Below are 18,575 nucleotides of genomic sequence, written 5' to 3' on the forward strand. Positions count from 1 at the left end.
CCGAACGCGGCAGCGTCGGGGGTTTCGTGCGTCCGGCGCAGGTAACGTCGTGCCCGTCAGGTTGTGGCGTGCGGGAGGGGAAGAGGAAGGCACATGTCCAAATTGCCTCAGTGGGTCGGTGGCCTCGGCGCCGGTCTGACGCGGCTCTCGGAGCGGCTGGAGCAGCAGCGCCGGCTGGCCGAAGCCGCGGCGGAAGCCGATGCCCCGGAAGAGCTGAGGCGTGCCGGGCACGCGGACGCCCCCGCGGCCGGCGGTCCGGCAGACGGCGGTCCGGTGTGCGAGGGTGCGCTGGGCACGCTCACCGTTCCCCGTACCCAGCTGCCGGAAGCGACGGACGGGGTGCCGCACCCCGCGGCCGAGCTCGCGCCGTCCGCCGCCCAGCCGGCGCCACCGGATACCGTTCCCCCGCCGCCCTCCTACGCCCCGGCCGTCGCGGCGCGCCCCGATCCGGTCGACGCGGTGCCGTGGGGCGTACGGGTCGCCGCCGAGGCGGGCTGGCGGCTGCTGGTGCTGGCCGCCACGCTCTGGGTGCTCGCCCGCGTCATCACCACCATCGAACTGGTCGTGCTGGCCTTCATCGCGGCGACGCTGATCACCGCACTGCTGCAGCCCACGGTGGCGTGGCTGCGCCAGCGCGGGCTGCCGCGCGGGCCGGCCACCACGCTGACCTTCATCGGCGGGTTCGTCGTCATGGGCCTGGTCGGATGGTTCGTGGTCTGGCAGGTCCAGGACAACATCGACTCGGTCTCCAGCCGCATCCAGGAGGGCATCACCGAGCTCAAGGGCTGGCTGCTGAAGAGCCCGTTCCATGTGACCGAGTCTCAGATCACCCATATCGCCAAGAACCTCCAGGACGCGATCGGCGCCAACACCGAGGCGATCACCTCGGTCGGTCTGGAGGGCGTCACCGTCGTCCTGGAGGTCTTCACCGGCATCCTGTTGGCGATGTTCACCACGCTCTTCCTGCTCTACGACGGCCGCCGGATCTGGAACTGGCTGCTCAAGCTGGTCCCCAGCGCGGCCCGGGAGGGCGTGGCGGGTGCCGGGCCGCGGGCCTGGCGGACGCTGACCGCCTATGTGCGCGGCACGGTCGTCGTCGCCCTGATCGACGCCATTTTCATCGGCATCGGGCTCTATTTCCTCAATGTGCCGCTGGCCGTTCCGCTCGCCGTCTTCATCTTCCTGTTCGCGTTCATCCCGCTGGTCGGTGCGGTGGTCTCGGGGGCGCTGGCGTGTGTGATCGCGCTGGTGGCCAACGGGGTGTTCACGGCGCTGATGGTGCTGGCGGTCGTGCTGGCCGTGCAGCAGATCGAGGGCCATGTCCTCCAGCCGTTCATCCTGGGCCGGGCGGTGCGGGTGCATCCGCTCGCGGTGATCCTCTCGGTCGCCGCGGGCGGGCTGATCGCGGGCATCGGCGGTGCGGTCGTCGCGGTCCCGCTGGTGGCGGTCACCAACACGGTGGTCGGCTACCTCCGTTCCTTCTCCAGGGAGCAGGCGCTGCGGATGTCGGTGGCCCCGCGCGGTGCCACCGCGCTCGCCGTCGCACCGACCCCGCCCCCGGCGCCGCAACCGTCCCCGGAGGGGCGGGAGTAGCCCGCCGCGCGCACCGAAACACAGAACCCCGCAGACCTCAGGTCTGCGGGGTTCTGCGCTGCGTGTGTCGCGCGTACCGGGATTACTCGGCGAGCGCGGCCTCGGCGTCCAGGGTGGCGCCGACGGCCTGCAGGACGGACGCGATCTTCACGGCCTCCTGGATCGTCTCGCGGTCCACACCGGCCTTGCGCAGCACCTGCTCGTGCGAGTCCAGGCACATACCGCAGCCGTTGATGGCCGAGACGGCCAGCGACCACAGCTCGAAGTCGACCTTGTCCACGCCCGGGTTGCCGATGACGTTCATCCGCAGACCGGCCCGCAGGTTGCCGTACTCCGGGTCCGACAGCAGGTGCCGGGTCCGGTAGAAGACGTTGTTCATCGCCATGACGGCGGCCGCCGACTTGGCGGCGGAGTACGCCTCGGCGGAGAGGTTGGCCTTGGCCTCCGGCTCCAGCTCGCGCAGCACCTTCGGCGAGCGCGAGGCGATCGCGCAGGCCAGGACGGTGCCCCACAGCTGCTGCTGCGGCAGGTCGCTGTTGCCGATGACCGAACCGAGGTTCAGCTTGAGGTCCTTGGCAAAGTCCGGTACGGCGGACTTCAGTTCGTCGAGAGCCATGTCAGATCAGCCTCCAGTTCGCTAGCGGAGAGTCACTCGCCCGAGAGCAGCGCGACCGGGTCGAGGGTGTCCTCGCCCTTGCTCCAGTTGCAGGGGCACAGCTCGTCGGTCTGCAGGGCGTCGAGGACCCGCAGGACCTCCTTGGGGTTACGGCCGACGGAGCCGGCGGTCACCATGGTGAACTGGATCTCGTTGTTCTGGTCGACGATGAAGACGGCGCGCTGCGCGAAGCCGTCCTCGCCCTCGATGCCCAGGTCGCGCATGAGCTCGTGCTTGGAGTCGGCGAGCATCGGGAAGGGCAGGTCGGTCAGGTCCGGGTGGTCCTTGCGCCAGGCGTGGTGCACGAACTCGGAGTCGCCGGAGAAGCCGAGGACCTGGGCGTCACGGTCGGCGAACTCGTCGTTCAGCTTGCCGAAGGCGGCGATCTCGGTGGGGCACACGAAGGTGAAGTCCTTGGGCCACGCGAAGACGATCTTCCACTTGCCCTCGTAGGTCTTGTGGTTGATCTGCTCGAACTCCTGGCCCTTCTCCAGCGAGACGCAGGCGGTCAGGTCGAACTCGGGGAACTTGTCACCGACAGTGAGCACGTACTCTCCTTGTTGCGCAGAAAGTCCCTTTTGAGGTCTTTCCTTGAGGCTTGGACGGGTCTCACAGTGCCACAGGAGGCATTGATCAGTGAAATAGCTAGACTGGTAGATGTTGATCGGAGGTGGTTATCAGTGGCGTCACCGGCGAGTCAGGGCGGCCGGCCCCGCCAGCCCAGCCTGGCCCAGCTGCGGGCGTTCGCGGCGGTGGCCGAGCATCTGCATTTCCGCGAGGCGGCGGCCGAGATCGGGATGAGCCAGCCCGCGCTGTCCGGGGCGGTCTCCGCGCTGGAGGAGACCCTCGGCGTGCAGCTGCTGGAGCGTACGACGCGCAAGGTGCTGTTGTCGCCCGCGGGGGAGCGGGTGGCCGCGCGGGCCCGTACGGTCCTGGAGGCCGTCGGGGATCTGCTGGAGGAGGCGGAGGCGGCCCGCGCGCCGTTCACGGGGGTGCTGCGGCTCGGCGTCATCCCGACCGTCGCACCGTATCTGCTGCCGGCCGTGCTGCGGCTGGTCCATGACACCTATCCCGCGCTGGACCTCCAGGTGCACGAGGAGCAGACCGCCTCCCTCCTGGAGGGCCTGGCCCAGGGCCGGCTCGACCTGCTGCTGCTCGCCGTGCCCCTCGGGGTGCCCCAGGTCACCGAACTCCCGCTGTTCGACGAGGACTTCGTCCTGGTGGCCCCCAAGGAGCACTGGCTCGGCGGCCGCGGCGACATACCGCGCCAGGCCCTGAAGGAGCTGGATCTGCTGCTGCTCGACGAGGGCCACTGTCTGCGCGATCAGGCCCTGGACATCTGCCGGGAGGCCGGACGGGACGAGAACACCCCCGTGACGACCAGTGCGGCGGGCCTGTCCACCCTGGTGCAGCTGGTGGCCGGCGGCCTCGGGGTGACGCTGCTGCCGCGCACCGCGCTCCGGGTCGAGACCGGCCGCAACGACCAGCTCACCACCGGGTACTTCGCGGATCCGGCGCCGTCGCGGACCATCGCGCTGGCCATGCGGACCGGCGCGGCACGCCAGGAGGAGTTCGAGGAGTTCGCCCGGGCGCTGCGGGGCGCGCTGCGCGGCCTGCCGGTGCGGATAGCCACGGGCTGAGCTAGCTCCTCACGCCGCCGCGGGACGGGTGTACGTCAGGAAGGCCGCGCCGCTCTGCAGGAGGGTGTGCTCGGTCAGTTCCCAGGTCCGCGGGTCGAAGGCGGTGCCGGGGGAGAAGAGCGGGATGCCGCGGCCCAGGGTGAGCGGGCTCAGCTTGAGGAGCAGCTGGTCGATCTCCGGGTAGAGCGCACCGGCGAGTTCGCTGCCGCCCAGCAGCCAGATGTCCTTGCCGGGCGCTGCCTTGAGTGCGCGGACCGTCGCCACCGGGTCGTCGGCCACCAGCTCCACCGCCGGGTCGGGGCTCTGCGTCATGGTCCGGGAGAAGACGAGGTGCCGCAGATGGGGGTAGGCGTCGGTGAGGCCGGCCTTGAGGCCGATCTCATAGGTGCGCCGGCCCTCCAGGACGGTGTCGAAGCGGATGTTGTCCGCGGTGATGCCGAGCGCCGACCGGGCGTGGACGGGCAGGATCTCCGGGAGTTCGGCGGCCAGGTGTCCCAGGTAGTCCTCGGGGACCTGCCAGAAGCCGTCCGGGCCGGTGGGGTCCGCACCGTCGGGCCCGGCGATGAAGCCGTCGAGCGTGGACGCGATGCAGTAGACGAGCCTGCGCATGAAGAGTCCCCCTGGGGCAGTTGGTTGGCACTGCGGTGGCGAAATGATCTCGCAGTTTCACTCCGTACGCAGCCCATCCGGGCGCATCAGGCGCCACAGCAACGGCAGACAGAGCGCGGTGACGCCCAGGATGACGGCGGCCGCGGTGCCGGTGAGGGCGAGGATGCTCCACCAGTCGGGCCGCAGCGGGCGGTTGGCCAGGCGGACCAGCAGCGCGCCGAGCGCCAGCCCCCAGCCGACCGCCAGGGTCAGGCCCATGACCACCGGGACGGCCGTCTGCCACAGCACCGAACGGCCCAGCAGGGCGCGCGGGGTGCCGAGGGCGTCCAGGGCGGACAACAGGCGGGCGCGTTCGCGGAGTTGCTCCAGGGCGGTGAGCAGCAGCCCGCAGCCGATCAGCAGCAGCACGGCGGTGGCGCAGCCGGTCAGGCCACGGCTGACCAGCGCGGCGGCTTCGTCGGGGCCGGCCTGGCCGGAGCGGTACACGACGGTCCGCGGGGAGAGCCGGGCGGCCGCGTTGCGGACGTACTCGATCGCGTCGGGGGTGTGCGGATCGAGCCGCAGCAGGCAGGTGAGGTCGGCGTGCGGCAGCAGCGCGGGGGGCAGCGCCTCGGGGGTGGCGAGCAGACCGCGGCCGGTGCGGCCGGGCACGGGGCGCTCGGGCCCGGCCGTGGTGCGGTGGGCGCTGCGCGGGACGGTCCAGCGGGCGGGCACCCGGTGGTCGCTGCGGCTGCCGACCGGGTCGAGCACCAGCCGTTCGCCGCGGCGGGGGACGGCGTCGTCCGGGCCCGCGACGAGAAAGACGTCGCCGGCGGAACAGGCGCCGACCGGGGCCAGTTGGCGCAGGGTGGCGCAGTCGGCGACGGTCACCGGATACGGCTCGGGGTCCGCGTCGTCGCCGGAGCCCGCGGTGTTCTGGTCCGGTTGGCGGCGGGCGGGGCCGGCATGGCTGGCGACCAGCGCGTGCGCCGTACGGACGCCCGGGGCGGCGCGCAGTAGGGAGGACATCCGGCCGGCACGGGCGGTGGGCACCGCGCCGTCGTAGGAGTCCACCTCGGTCCACGCGGCGGTGCGGGTCTGCTGCGCTTCGGGGAGGCTCAGGGAGCCGGTCAGCAGCATCTGCACGGCGATCGCACCGGCCACCGCCACGGTGATCCCGCTGACCGAGCGGGCGGCCGCGGTGCTGCTCGACTGGAGCCGCCGCAGGGCAAGATGCCACGACTGGCTGCCGCCGCCCGTGCCGTCCAGCCGGGCCACCACGGCGTCCAGCAGCCAGGGCAGCACGGCCGCCACGCCCAGCAGCAACAGCGCGGTGCCGAGGATCAACTGGACGCTCGCGGCATCGCCGGAGCCCGGCCCGTTGAGCGCCTGCGGCAGCAGCAGCGCCACCCCGGCGGCCGGCAGCAGCAGCCGCCACCACAGTCGGCGGCGCGGCGGGCGGGCGGTGCGGGTGACGCCCAGCGGCTCCACCGTGACCCGCCGCATGGTGACCAGCGTGGTGCCGACCGCGCACAGCAGCACGGCCGGTGCCACGAGGGCGGCCGCCCGTGCGTCGGGGACCACGTCGGAGGGGAAGACGCCGAGGCCGAAGAGGGAGATCCCGGCGAGCGGGACCCGGCCGGCCAGGAAGAGGGCGGCGCCGGTGAGCAGCCCGAACAGCGCGCCGGCCAGCGCCTCGCCCGCGGCGATCCGCCGGGTCGTGGCCCGGTCGGCGCCCACCAGCCGCAGCGCGGCGAGCCGCCGGTCGCGCCGCTCCCCGCCGAACCGCACCGCGGTCGCGAGGAACACGGCGACGGGGACGAGCAGCGCGACACAGCTCACCGCGAGGAGCAGCACCGTCGGCGCACCGGCCCGGAACGGCTCCCCGTGGTTGCCGAACGCGGTGATCCGCTCGACCCCGAAGCCGGGCCGCCGCAGGGCGTCGCTGCCCTGGTAGAAGGCGAGTTCGCCGGGGTGGGTGAGGCCCTCGTCGCGGATCGTGGCCGTGATGCGCAGATTTGGGAAGCGGTCCTTGAGCAGGGCGCCGGCGGGCGAACGGAGCAGGTCCCCGAGGGCGGGGGAGACGGCCAGTTCGCCGGGGCCCGGCAGCCGCGACAGACCCGGCGGGACGGGCGCATGCGGCCCTTCGGCCGTGACGATCCGGCCCTGCACCGGCAGGTCGCGGTAGGCGGTGTCGGCCGCGGCGGTCAGCAGCGACCGGTCCGAGGGGCCGGCCCCTTGCGCGGCGGGGACGGGGGCCCGCGCCCGGTGCCGCTCCTGCGCGCCGTTCAGCAGATGCGGGACGGAGGCCGCCAGCAGCAGGACGGCGACCCCCAGGCCGACGCCGAGCGCGGTCAGGGTCGTACGGATCCAGCCCTCGCGCCCGCCGGTGACGGCGAACCGGGCACCCATGGCGAGGTCGGCACACCAACGGCGGGCCGCCCGGCCCCGGTCGGGCGCCGGACGGGAACGGCCGGACATCGCGGGGCTCACTCCGTCCGCAGCCCGTCGGGCCGCATCAGGCGCCACAGCGCCGGCAGGCTCAGCACCGTCACGAAGAGAATCACCGCGCCGCCGATGCCGGTGATCTGGGCCACCACCGGCCAGTCCACCGTCACCGCGCTGTCGATCATCGTCAGCACCAGCGCACCCAGCGCCAGCCCGCAGCCCAGCGCCAGGCCCAGCCCGAGCACGACCGGGACGGCGGTCTGCCACAGCACCGACCAGCCCAGAGTGGCCCGGCGGATGCCGTGGGCATCGAGGGTGGACAGCAGCCGGCGGCGCTCGTGGAGCTGCTCGACGGTGGAGATGATCAGGCCCGAGCCGATCAGCAGCAGCGTCACGACGGCGCCCGCGAACAGCCCGTCGAGGATGCTGGCGTACTGCGCGTCATGCGGATTGTCGACCGCGGAGACCTCGTTCATCGTCGGGTCGATGCGGGCGGCGGTGTTGCGGACGTGCTCCACCGCGTCCGGGGTGCCCCGGTCGAAGTCGACCTTGAGCTCCGTGGTGGGGCCGTTGAGCTTGCCGATGTCGAGTGCGGACGGGGTGGCCAGCAGGTCGTAGACGACGCGGTCGGGGTGGGGCCGGTGCGCGAGCAGCGGGACCGTACGGGCGGTGCGGGGGACCGTCCAGGGGTGCGGCCGCACCGTCTCGTACGCGTCCCGCGGCGGGTTCAGGTCGAGGGTCGCACCGGGGGCGACGGCGCCCTCGCGGCCGGTGGTGGTGACGAACACGGAGCCGTCGTGGCAGGAGCCCAGCCGGGCCAGGGTGCGCAGTTCGGCGCAGCTGCCGACGGTGACCGTGGTGCGGGCGGCGTCCTCGGGGCGCCCGGGAGGGTGGGGCAGCGGGCCGACCAGGGCGTCGACCGTGCCGCGGGCCGCGGTCACCCCGGGGGTGGCGCGCAGCGCGGTGAGCGCCCGCTGGGTCTGCGGCCAGCCCGCGGCGTTGCCCCACAGACTGATCCGCGGCTCCTTGCCGGACTCCGCGTACGCCCGGGCGTAGCCGGCCTGCATCCCGGTCATCAGCACGTGGATCGCGATGGCGCCGGCCACCGCGACGGTGATCCCGCTGACCGCGCGGGTGGCCGAGCCGCTGCTCAACTGCAGGCGGCGAACGGCGAGTTGCCAGGACACCGGGCCGCGGTGCAGCCGGCCGACCACCGCCTGCACCAGCCAGGGAAGCAGCGCGGTGACCCCCAACAGCAGCAGCATCGCCCCGGTCGCGAGCCGGATGGTGTGGAGCGGGGTGTCGGTCCACGGCCGTTCCCGGGCCAGCGGCACCAGCAGCAGGGTGCCCACGGCGGGCAGCGCCACCCGCCACCACAGCCGGCGGCGCACCGGCGGGCGGTGGCGGACCACGCCCAGCGGCTCGACGGTGACGCCGCGCTGGGCGAGCAGCGTGACCAGGACCGCCGCCGCCGGCACCAGCACGGCGATCAGCGCCGCGGCGAGCGGACCGGGCGCCACCTCCGACGGGAAGACATTGACGTCCCACAGCATGACCACCTGGGCGAGCTGCCGCCCGGCGAGGAACAGCGCCCCGCCTGCCACCAGCCCCAGCAGCGCACCGAACAGCGCCTCACCGGAGGCGATCCGGCGGGTGGTGCGGACATCGGCGCCCACCAGCCGGAGCGCGGCCAGCCGGCGCTCCCGGCGCTCGTTGCCGAACCGTATGGAGGTGCCGATGAAGACCATCACCGGCGTCAGCAGCGCCACACACACCATGATCACCAGGAGCACGACGGGCGCCCGCAGCGGCGCCGGGTGCCACTCCTTGCCGAAGTGGTCGATGCGGTAGCCGTCGGCCGCGGCGAGGGTGACGGGGCGGGCGACGTAGGTGAGTTCGGCGGGGCCGAGCAGGCCGGCGTCGCCGATGGTGCCGGCCACCCGGTAGTCCAGCCGGCGGCGCAGCAGGCTGCCCTCGGGGGAGTCCAGCAGCTTCTTGAGCGCCGGGGAGACCAGCATCCGGCCGGGGCCGGGGAGCCGGTCGATGCCGGGCGGTACGGGCGGATGCGCGCCGTCCGGGCGCACCAGCCGGCCGCGGATCGGGGTGCCGTGGAAGACGGTGTCCGACGAGGCGTAGCGCAGGGTGTCGTCGGCGGCGCGCGGCGGGTGGGCCTGGCCCAGGTTCTCGCGGGCCTTCTCCCGGCCGTGCAGGGAGTCCAGCACGCCCGGCACGGACGCGCCGAGCAGCAGGACGGCCACGCCCAGGGCGACACCGGCGGCCGTCAGCGCCGTACGGATCCAGCCCTCGCGGCCGCTGCCGGCTGCGAACCGCATCCCCATCGCGAGGTCGCGCGCCCAGGCGGCGGGGGCGGCGGGCGCGGTGGCGCCACGGGCGCCGGCGCGCCCGCCGGCTGCGGGGGCGTGCGGGCGCAGCAGGCTCATCGCAAGCCCGCCAGTATGTCCTTCACTTTGCCGTCGCGGACCACGATCTCCCGGTCGGAGTAGGCGGCGACCCGGGCCTCGTGGGTGACCAGGACGACCGCGGCGTTGGTGTCCCGGGCGGCGCCGGTCAGCAGGCCGAGGACGCGTTCGCCGTTGAGCGAGTCCAGGGCGCCGGTGGGCTCGTCCGCGAAGATGACCCGCGGGCCGGTGACGAGCGCGCGGGCGACCGCGATCCGCTGGCCCTGGCCGCCGGATATCTCACCGGGCCGCTGGCCCGCCGCCCCGTCCACCTCCAGCCGCTCCAGCCACTCGCGGGCCTGCCGCTCGGCCTCCTTGCGCCGGGTGCCGTTCAGCCGCAGCGGCAGCGCGACGTTCTCCAGGCCGGTCAACTCCGGTACCAGCTGGCCGAATTGGAAGACGAAGCCGAAGTCGCTGCGGCGCAGGGCGCTGCGCCGGGCGTCGCTGAGCGCGGTCAGCTCGTGCGGGCCGTAGCGGACGGTGCCGGCGTCCGGGCGGATGATCCCGGCGAGACAGTGCAGCAGGGTCGATTTGCCGGAGCCGGAGGGGCCCATGACGGCGACGACCTCACCGGGGTGGACGGAGAACTCCACGCCGTCCAGCGCCGGCGTCGCCCCGTAGGTCTTGCACAGTCCTTCCGCCGCGAGCAGGGATCCCTCCGGCGTCATGCGCGGACCGCCTCGGCGAGTTTGTCCAGCCGGGCGGCGGTCAGCTCCAGCCAGCGCAGATCGGCTTCGAGGTGGAACAGCGCATGGTCGCAGATCAGCTGGTCGGCGAGGTCGCCGGTGCGCTTGCGCTCGGTCAGTCCGCGCATCAGCCGCAGATGCTCGGCGCGCTGGGAGTCCAGGAGTTCGCCGGCGTCGCGCCCGGTCATCAGCGCCAGGACGACCTTGGTGTAGAGCGTCGACTGGAGGTAGGGCTCGGGCTTCTCCGGGCGGGCCAGCCACTGGGCGACATCGGTGATCCCGGCGTCCGTGATCGCATACCGCTTGCGCTCCGGGCCCGCGCCGGCCTCCACCGCGTCCACCTCGACCAGGCCGTTCTTCAGCAGTCGCGACATCGTGGAGTAGACCTGCCCGTAGTGGAGCGGGCGGTCCTGGCCGAAGTGCGCGTCGAAGGCCCGCTTGAGGTCGTAGCCATGGCGGGGGCCGGACTCCAGGAGACCCAGCAGCGTATGACCAATTGACATGCGGACCACCTTACTCGGCGGTGTATCGCTGGTGTATACGTGCGTTGTATAGGGGTCGGCCGGGCCCGCGGCGCCGACAGCGGCCGCCGGGCTCGCGCGGCCGCTCCGGCGTCGTCACCGGCGGACCGGCGGCGCTCAGTCCCCCGGCTCCTTGGGCGGACGCCCCCGCCGCGGGATCGCCCCCGCCCCCCGGGGCAGCCGCCCCGCGTCCGACAGCGCCTTGCGCAGCAGGAACTCGATCTGCGCATTGGCGCTGCGCAGTTCGTCGCCGGCCCACCGCGTCAGCGCGTCATGGATCAGCGGGTCCAGCCGCAGCAGCACCTGCTTGCGCTGCTGGGGCCGTCGCGGGGGAGCCGGCCGGCTCCCGGCGCCGGACTCCTCGGGGGTGGGGGTGGTCATGCACCAGCCTCGTTTCGCTCGGCCTCGCATCCGCTCGGCGGGCACCTCTCCATGGTGCTCCCCCAGCCTTCGGCCGAGGGGAGCACCATGCCGAGCCGGCTCACTGGTACAGGGAGCCCGTGTTCAGGACCGGCTGGGCGGCCCGGTCACCGCACAGCACCACCATCAGATTGCTCACCATGGCCGCCTTCCGCTCCTCGTCCAGCTCGACGATGCCCTGCTGGCTGATCCGGTCCAGCGCCTGCTCGACCATGCCCACCGCACCCTCGACGATCTGCTGGCGGGCCGCGACCACCGCGCCGGCCTGCTGCCGCTGGAGCATCGCGGAGGCGATCTCGGGGGCGTAGGCGAGGTGGCTGAAGCGGGCCTCGATGATCCGTACGCCGGCGGCCTGGACCCGGGCGGTCAGTTCGAGGGCGAGCTTCTCGGTGATCTCCTCGGCGTTGCCGCGCAGCGACAGGGCGTCCTCGTCGTGCGCGTCATAGGGGTACTCGATCGCGATGTGCCGCACGGCCGCCTCGGCCTGGGTGGCGACGAACTCCAGGAAGTCGTCGACCTCGAAGAGCGCCTGGGCGGTGTCCTCGACGTGCCAGACGACGATCGACGCCAGCTCGATCGGGTTGCCGTAGGCGTCGTTGACCTTCAGGACCGCGGTCTCGTGGTTGCGCACCCGGGTGGAGATCCGCCGGGCGGTGGTCAGCGGGTTGACCCAGCGCAGTCCGTCGGTGCGGATGGTGCCGGCGTACCGCCCGAAGAGCTGGATGACCCGGGCCTCGCCGGGGGCGACCATCTTCACGCCGGTCATGCAGAAGAGCGAGCCGAGCAGCAGCAGGACACCGGCGATGACCGTCGGCGCGGCGGCGCTGTCGTTGCCGCCGGAGCCGAGTATCCCGCCGACGGAGATCACGGCGATGCCCAGCGCGACCCCGAGCACGGTCAGCAGCAGGGCGACCCCGCCCGGGATGCTGTGCGCCGCGACCTCGCGGACCTGCGGGCGGGGCATCTCGGGAGCGTCGACGGCGAGCTCGCCGTCGGGGCCGGCGGTCTGGCCGGCCGCGGTGTGATCGGACATGAGGATCCCCGTTTCTCCAGGTGCGGTACGTGATGTCTGCCGCAATAGGCGATGTCGCCGTTCTAGCAAAGTGATAGCACTTTAGCGCGCAGTGCGCCGCGGCGTCCAGGGGTCGTACGGGGCCGGTCCGAGGGCAAGACCCCAGGTGAGAGAGCGACGACGCAGAACACCCACCCCGAGGTTCCGTCCTTCCGGGTGCTGTTTGTCACGTCTGGAAAAGCCTAGATCGATGAGTATTTGTTGAGAGATGCGGTGTTAGCTTCAACAGCTGAATTAGCTGGGGGCGGAACGACTGGAGTTGCTGAAGCGATGGGCCGAGCGGAAGCGAGACGGGCGCGACAGGGGAGCGCCCGCCGGGCCAAACGTACGGAGAAGAAGTCCGGCATACGCCGCCTCTTCACCTGGAAGAAGATCCTCGGAGCGTTTCTCGGGGTGTGCCTGCTGGGCATCCTCGGCTTCGTCGGGCTGTACCTGTACGTGGACGTGCCGACCGACGGCAATGCGGACGCCAAGCTCCAGAGCAACGTCTACAAGTACTCCGACGGCAAGGTGCTGGCCCGCGTCGGCCGCCTCAACCGTGAGAACGTCGCGCTCAACCGGATACCCAAGGACGTCCAGCGCAGCTTCGTCGCCGCCGAGAACAAGACGTTCTACCAGGACTCCGGCGTCGACCTGAAGGGCACCCTGCGCGGCATCTTCAACACGCTGCGGGGGCAGGGCAAGCAGGGTGGCTCGACGATCACCCAGCAGTACGTCAAGAACTACTACCTGAGCCAGGAGCAGACGGTCAGCCGCAAGCTCCAGGAGATCGTCATCTCGCTCAAGGTCGACAACAAGCTGGGCAAGGACAAGATCCTCGCCGGCTACATCAACACCAGCTACTACGGCCGCGGCGCCTACGGCATCCAGGCCGCCGCCCAGGCGTACTTCCGCAAGGACGTCGAGAAGCTCACCGTCTCGGAGGGCGCCTACCTCGCCTCGCTGCTCCAGGCGCCGAACCAGTACGACTGGACCCTGGCGAGCCCGGCCGGCAAGAAGCGGGTCCAGGAGCGCTGGGCGTACACCCTCAACAACATGGTCGAGATGCACTGGCTCTCGCCGCAGGAACGCGCCAAGCAGAAGTTCGAGATACCCAAGGACCCCAAGCCGCTGCCGGGTCTGACGGGTCAGTCCAGCTACCTCGTGACCGAGGCCAAGAAGGAACTCTTCGCCCAGGGCGTGGACGAGAAGCAGTTCGAGGCCGGCGGCTGGACGGTCACCCTCGGCATCGACCGCAAGAAGCAGAAGGACCTGGAGAAGGCCGTCCAGCGCAAGCTCACCGACGACCTCGACCCCAAGACCCGCAAGGTCGACGCGGACGCCCAGCTCGGCGCCACCTCGGTCGACCCCAAGTCCGGCCACATCGTGGCGATGTACGGCGGCGCGGGCTACCCGAAGCACTACACCAACAACGCCACGCGCGCCGACTACCAGCCGGCGTCGACGTTCAAGCCGTTGATCCTCGCCTCCGCGATGGAGAACAACGCGACCACCCAGAACCACGTGCCGATCACCCCCAACACGGTCTACGACGGCCACAACCGCCGTCCGGTCGTCGGCGGCGACATCCCCTTCGCCCCGCCCAACGAGGACGAGGCGCAGTACGGCGACATCACCGTCCAGACGGCGACCAACAACTCCGTCAACGCCGTCTTCGCGCAGATGGGCGCCGACGTCGGCCTGGACAAGGTCAAGCAGACCGCGGTCAGCCTGGGCATGGACGGCTCCCGGATGGACGTCAAGCCGGCCATGACGCTGGGCACCATGGGCGCCAGCCCGCTCCAGATGGCCGGTGTCTACGCCACTCTCGACAACCACGGCAAGAAGGTCACCCCGACGCTGGTCACCGAGGCCACGCACAGCGTCAACGGTGCCGAGGTCAAGCTCCCGCTCAAGGACCCGGTCGGCGACCAGGTCCTCTCGCGGAAGACCGCCGACACCCTCACCTCCGTGCTGACGGGCGTGGTCAACGACGGCACCGCCTCCCAGGCCGTGAAGAACACCGCCTACAGCGCGGCCGGCAAGACCGGTACCTCCGACGACAACAAGTCGGCCTGGTTCGTGGGCTACACGCCCAAGCTGGTCACCGCGGTCGGCATGTTCGGCGAGTCGCCCAAGGGCGGCGCCCAGGTGTCCCTCAAGGGCACCGGAGGCGGCGGCCGGGTCAACGGCGGCGGCTACCCGGCCAAGGTGTGGGCGGACTACACCGAGGCCGCGCTGAACGGCAATCCCGGCCCGGACTTCGACCTGGAAGCGACCCTCGGCGCCGGGGTGCCCCCGACGCCCACGCCGACGCCGAGCGACACCCCGTCGACCAGCCCGTCGCCGAGCGAGAAGCCGAGCAAGTCGCCCTCGCCCACCCCGTCGAAGCCGAGCACCCCGCCGAGCACCCCGCCGAGCGGACGCCCCTCGGACCCGTCCACCCCGACCGGCGGCACCAGTTCGGACCCGCCGAACGGCGGGACGCAGGGCGGTGACACCGGCGGCGACACCGCGGGCGGCACCACCGCCGGCCCGGGCGGCAACAAGGTCAACAGCATGCCCGGCTTCAACTAGGGGCTGTCCGGCGGATCATTGCCGGCAAGCAGAACGAAGCGAAGGGGCGTCCGGATCACCGGGCGCCCCTTTCGGGGCCGTCGAGGCGGACGGCGTTCTTGGCCCGCTCGATCGACTCCTCGGCGGCCCCTCGGCCCGGATTCTCCGTGGCGAGCGCCTGGTTGAGCGCGACGAACGGGCGCAGCCGCTCCTCGTAGCGGCGCAGCGCGGTGCGGTGGTCGCCCGCGGCCCTGCCGAGCTCGTCGGCCAGGACGTAGGCGCCCACCAGGGCCAGGCTGGTGCCCTGCCCGGACAGCGGGGACGGGCAGTAGCCCGCATCGCCGACGAGCCCCACCCGGCCCTTGGACCAGCGGTCCAGATGTATCTGAGCCATGGCGTCGAAGTAGAAGTCGGACGCCTGCCACATCGCCTTCAGCAGCTGCGGGGTATCGCCGCCCAGCGCGGACATCCGCTCGGCGAGCACCGTCTTCTGCGCCTCGGTGTCGCGGTGGTCGAGCGCGAAGGGCTCCGAGGTGAAGCCGAGGGTGACCCGCAACTCGGTGTTGTGGCGCACCGGGTAGACGCAAGTGCTGGCGCCGCCGCCCTGCAGCCAGACCTGCCAGTCGTCCAGGTCCAGGAAGTTCTCGGTGCTGAAGACGGCCACGTACCCGCCCAGCGGACGGAAGAACGGGCCCTCGGCTCCGAAGGCCAGCCGCCGCACCGTCGAGCGCAGCCCGTCCGCCCCCACCACCAGGTCGAACGTCCGGCTCCGGCCGCGCTCGAAGTCGACGTGGACGCCGTGCGGCTCCTGGACCAGGGCGGTGACGGAGTCGTCGAAGAGGTACTCCACGCCGTCGCGGGCCCGCCCGTAGAGCAGCTGGGCGAGGTCCTCGCGCAACAGCTCGATGTCCCCGCTGTCGAGCCGGCCGCCGCTGAGCGTCATCTCGGTGCTGCGCCAGAGTTCGTTGCCGTCGCCGTCGAGCATCGACATCCCGCGCAGGCGGGTGCGCGCCTCCCGGGCCGGGGCCAGCAGGTCCATCCGGTCGAGGACGTCGAGCGCCACCCCGCGGACGTCGATCGCCTGGCCGCCGGGGCGCACACCGGGGGCCCGCTCGACGACGGTCGGTGCGAAGCCGCGGCGGCGCAGCCAGTGGGCGAGGGTGAGCCCGGCGACGCTCGCGCCGGAGATGAGTACGGTCTTCACGACAGCCCCTTCGTACGGTGTACACGCGTGGTGTGGAGCTCTGAATGTACGCCGTACGCGCAGGATCGCCAAGCGCTTTCCGTGGGATTTCTTCGCAGCTCAGAGCGGGCTGCACTAGCACAGGAGGGTGTCGCGGCAGGGTCTTCGCTGGTAGCCTCTGTCCTAGTACAGGTCAAAGGAGATCGCCGTGCCTGACCCCTCCCTCCCGCCGTATCTGCGCATCGTCGCCGAGCTGCGGCGCCAGATCACCGACGGCGAACTCGCCCCCGGCGACCGGATTCCCTCGACGCGTCAGCTCGCCAAGGAGTGGCACGTCGCCCTGGCCACCGCCACGAAGGCGCTGACCGCCCTGCGCCAGGAGGGGTTGGTGCAGCCGCGGGCCCGCGTCGGGACCGTGGTGGCGGCCCCGCACCGCAGCGCCGCCGGGGCCCGGCAGCCCCGCCCGGCCCCCGCCGCGGAGCGCGAGCTGACCCGGGAACGCATCGTGCGCACCGCCATCGGCATCGCCGACGCGGAAGGGCTGTCCGCGCTGTCCATGCGGGCGGTGGCGGCACGGCTGGGCGCCGCCACGATGTCGCCCTACCGCTATGTGACCGGCAAGGACGACCTGGTCCTGCTGATGGCCGACGCCGTGTTCGCGGAGGCCGCCCTCCCGACCGACGTGCCCGGCCACTGGCGGGCCCGGCTGGAGGCAGGGGCCCGGGCGCTCTGGGCCGTCCACCGCGCACACCCCTGGCTGGCCCAGCTCGGCCCGCTCACCCGGCCGCTGATGCTGCCCCACCTGATGGCCTACTCCGAATGGATGCTGAGCGCCCTCGACGGCCATGGCCTCGCCCCGGCGGCCATGCTCCACCAGAACGTACTCCTCTACAGCCATGTGCAGGGCCTCGCCGCCCAGCTGGAACGGGAGGCCCAGGCCGAGAGCGCCACCGGCCTCTCCTCGGACCAGTGGCTGGACGCCCAGGCACCCACGCTCGCGGCGCTCACCGCGTCCCGGGACTACCCGACGTTCACCCGCGTCATCGAGGCGCTCGGCGAGGGCGGCTACGACCTGCACCTGGACGAGCTGTTCGAGATCGGCCTGACCTCGCTGCTCGACGGCCTGGCCGTGCTCATCGATGCGCACCGCGCGCAGGCGGCCGGGCCCCCCGCCCCGCGCCGGACACGATGAGGCGCCCGGAGCCCCCACGCTCCGGGCGCCTGCCCCGCCCTCCAGGGGGGTGCGGTGCCTCAGCCGCCGTTGAACTTCTTGACGATCCGGTCGCCGAGGTTCTTGTCGACGTTGCGCCAGTACTGGAACGCACGCTCCAGCACCGGCTTGGTGACGTCCTCGGCGAGGTGCCCGGCGATGTTGTTCACCAGCCGGTCGCGGGCCGCGTCGTCGAGGACCTGGCGGACCATCGTCCCGGGCTGGATGAAGTCGTCGTCGTCGCGCCGCGGCCGGGTGGCCTCGCGCACCATCTCGCCGGCCGTCCGCCAGCCCGCCGGGTCCCCGTACCGCTCGGTGTCCGCCGCCGGCCCGCCGTAGGAGTTGGGCGCGTACGGCCGGGCCACCCGGGCCGGGTCGAACCGCATCGGGCCGTCCTTGGCGTACGAGTGGACGGGGACGTGCGGCCGGTTGGGCGGCAGCTGCAGATAGTTCGGGCCGATGCGGTACCGGTGGGTGTCCGGGTAGGAGAACAGCCGGCCCAGCAGCATCTTGTCGGGGGACGGGCCGATGCCCGGCACCATGTTGGACGGCTCGAAGGCCGCCTGCTCGATGTGGATGAAGTAATCTTCCGGGTTCTTGTTCAGCGTCATCCGGCCGACCTCGATCAGCGGGTAGTCGCCGTGCGGCCACACCTTGGTCAGGTCGAACGGGTTGAAGCGGTAGTCCGGCGCGTCGTCGAACGGCATCACCTGGACATACAGCGTCCACGACGGTGCGTCGCCGGTGTCGATGGCGCGGTAGAGGTCGCGGCGGTGGAAGTCGGCGTCCTCGCCGGCGATCCGGTCCGCGTCCTCCTGGGTGAGGAAGTCGATGCCCTGGTCCGTCTTGAAGTGGTACTTGATCCAGAACTTCTCGCCGCCGGCATTGATCCACATATAGGTGTGGGAGCCGTAGCCGTTCATGTGGCGGTAGGTCTTGGGGATGCCGCGGTCACCCATCAGCCAGGTGACCATGTGGGCCGACTCCGGCGACAGCGTCCAGAAGTCCCACTGCATGTCGTGGTCGCGCAGACCGCTGCCGGGCTGGCGCTTCTGGGAGCGGATGAAGTCCTGGAACTTGATCGTGTCGCGGACGAAGAAGATCGGGGTGTTGTTGCCGACCAGGTCGTAGTTGCCGTACTCGGTGTAGAACTTCAGGGCGAAGCCACGGGGGTCGCGCCAGGTGTCGGGGGAGCCCTGCTCGCCCGCGACGGTCGAGAAGCGGGCCAGCATCTCGGTCGTCTTGCCCGGCTGGAAGAGATCCGCCTTGGTGAACTGGCTGACGTCGTTGGTGACCTGGAAGGAGCCGTACGCGCCGCTGCCCTTGGCGTGTACCACCCGCTCGGGGACCCGTTCGCGGTTGAACTGGGCCATCTTCTCGATCAGGTAGTGGTCCTGCAGCAGGATGGGGCCGTCCGGACCCACGGTCAGCGAATGCTCGTCGCTCTCGACCGGAATGCCGGCGTTGTTCGTCGTGTGCGGGACGTGGTGCGTGCTGGTCATGGAGGAGTGCCTCCTGGCTCGACGAGTGGGGAGTAGAGGGTCGGTCAGTCCCGTATTGGGTCA

15 protein-coding genes are annotated in these 18,575 nt (G+C 71.9%); 4 read left to right on the forward strand and 11 right to left on the reverse strand.

The features are described 5' to 3' along the window. The first annotated feature begins 93 nt into the window (after positions 1-93). Entirely contained in the window at positions 94-1,593 is a 1,500-nt protein-coding gene (locus tag BKA18_RS23410) for an AI-2E family transporter (RefSeq protein ID WP_366044316.1), read from the forward strand. An 82-nt stretch (positions 1,594-1,675) separates the two neighbouring features. Here the strand turns inward: BKA18_RS23410 and BKA18_RS23415 are convergent, their stop codons facing one another. Both BKA18_RS23415 and BKA18_RS23420 read right to left on the reverse strand, forming a co-directional pair. Then, positions 1,676-2,209, reverse strand: a complete 534-nt coding sequence (locus BKA18_RS23415) for an alkyl hydroperoxide reductase (protein ID WP_366044315.1) — start codon at positions 2,207-2,209, stop codon at positions 1,676-1,678. A gap of 32 nt (positions 2,210-2,241) precedes the next feature. Then, a complete protein-coding gene (locus BKA18_RS23420; RefSeq protein ID WP_006603399.1) occupies positions 2,242-2,796 on the reverse strand; it encodes a peroxiredoxin in 555 nt (184 codons plus the stop codon). Between the two features lie 132 nt (positions 2,797-2,928). On the opposite strand from BKA18_RS23420, the gene BKA18_RS23425 reads away from it, so the two are divergent. Next, a complete protein-coding gene (locus BKA18_RS23425; protein WP_366044314.1) occupies positions 2,929-3,888 on the forward strand; it encodes a hydrogen peroxide-inducible genes activator in 960 nt (319 codons plus the stop codon). A gap of 9 nt (positions 3,889-3,897) precedes the next feature. On the opposite strand, the gene BKA18_RS23430 is transcribed toward BKA18_RS23425, so the two are convergent. From BKA18_RS23430 to BKA18_RS23460, 7 genes are all read right to left on the reverse strand, one after another. Next, positions 3,898-4,497, reverse strand: coding sequence for a dihydrofolate reductase family protein (locus tag BKA18_RS23430; RefSeq protein WP_366044313.1), 600 nt, complete (start codon positions 4,495-4,497; stop codon positions 3,898-3,900). Between the two features lie 57 nt (positions 4,498-4,554). Beyond that, a complete protein-coding gene (locus BKA18_RS23435; protein ID WP_366044312.1) occupies positions 4,555-6,957 on the reverse strand; it encodes an FtsX-like permease family protein in 2,403 nt (800 codons plus the stop codon). An 8-nt stretch (positions 6,958-6,965) separates the two neighbouring features. Further along, positions 6,966-9,365, reverse strand: a complete 2,400-nt coding sequence (locus tag BKA18_RS23440; RefSeq protein ID WP_366044311.1) for an FtsX-like permease family protein — start codon at positions 9,363-9,365, stop codon at positions 6,966-6,968. Further along, the gene (locus BKA18_RS23445) at positions 9,362-10,051 is read right to left on the reverse strand and encodes an ABC transporter ATP-binding protein (RefSeq protein ID WP_366044310.1); all 690 of its coding nucleotides are present in this window, start codon (positions 10,049-10,051) and stop codon (positions 9,362-9,364) included. The genes BKA18_RS23440 and BKA18_RS23445 overlap by 4 nt, the downstream gene beginning before the upstream one ends. Beyond that, positions 10,048-10,572, reverse strand: coding sequence for a PadR family transcriptional regulator (locus BKA18_RS23450; protein ID WP_006603393.1), 525 nt, complete (start codon positions 10,570-10,572; stop codon positions 10,048-10,050). Before BKA18_RS23450 ends, BKA18_RS23445 begins: the two co-directional genes overlap by 4 nt. Before the next feature lie 135 nt (positions 10,573-10,707). Next, entirely contained in the window at positions 10,708-10,971 is a 264-nt protein-coding gene (locus tag BKA18_RS23455) for a type II toxin-antitoxin system antitoxin (protein ID WP_006603392.1), read from the reverse strand. Positions 10,972-11,071: 100 nt separating this feature from the next. Then, positions 11,072-12,043, reverse strand: a complete 972-nt coding sequence (locus tag BKA18_RS23460; protein ID WP_366044309.1) for an SPFH domain-containing protein — start codon at positions 12,041-12,043, stop codon at positions 11,072-11,074. 309 nt (positions 12,044-12,352) lie between these two features. Between BKA18_RS23460 and BKA18_RS23465 the strand changes: the two genes are divergently transcribed. Next, positions 12,353-14,638 (forward strand): transglycosylase domain-containing protein, encoded by a 2,286-nt coding sequence (locus BKA18_RS23465; protein WP_366044307.1) that lies wholly within the window; start codon positions 12,353-12,355, stop codon positions 14,636-14,638. Positions 14,639-14,693: 55 nt separating this feature from the next. On the opposite strand, the gene BKA18_RS23470 is transcribed toward BKA18_RS23465, so the two are convergent. Next, positions 14,694-15,821: an FAD-dependent monooxygenase gene (locus BKA18_RS23470; RefSeq protein WP_366044306.1), complete on the reverse strand. Its 1,128-nt coding sequence runs from the start codon at positions 15,819-15,821 to the stop codon at positions 14,694-14,696. 187 nt (positions 15,822-16,008) lie between these two features. Between BKA18_RS23470 and BKA18_RS23475 the strand changes: the two genes are divergently transcribed. Next, positions 16,009-16,992: a TetR/AcrR family transcriptional regulator C-terminal domain-containing protein gene (locus BKA18_RS23475; RefSeq protein ID WP_366044305.1), complete on the forward strand. Its 984-nt coding sequence runs from the start codon at positions 16,009-16,011 to the stop codon at positions 16,990-16,992. A 59-nt stretch (positions 16,993-17,051) separates the two neighbouring features. On the opposite strand, the gene BKA18_RS23480 is transcribed toward BKA18_RS23475, so the two are convergent. After that, positions 17,052-18,512: a catalase gene (locus BKA18_RS23480; RefSeq protein ID WP_366044304.1), complete on the reverse strand. Its 1,461-nt coding sequence runs from the start codon at positions 18,510-18,512 to the stop codon at positions 17,052-17,054. Positions 18,513-18,575 lie beyond the last annotated feature (63 nt).

Source organism: Streptomyces auratus (assembly GCF_050433025.1).
GTDB classification, from domain to species: Bacteria; Actinomycetota; Actinomycetes; order Streptomycetales; family Streptomycetaceae; genus Streptomyces; species Streptomyces sioyaensis.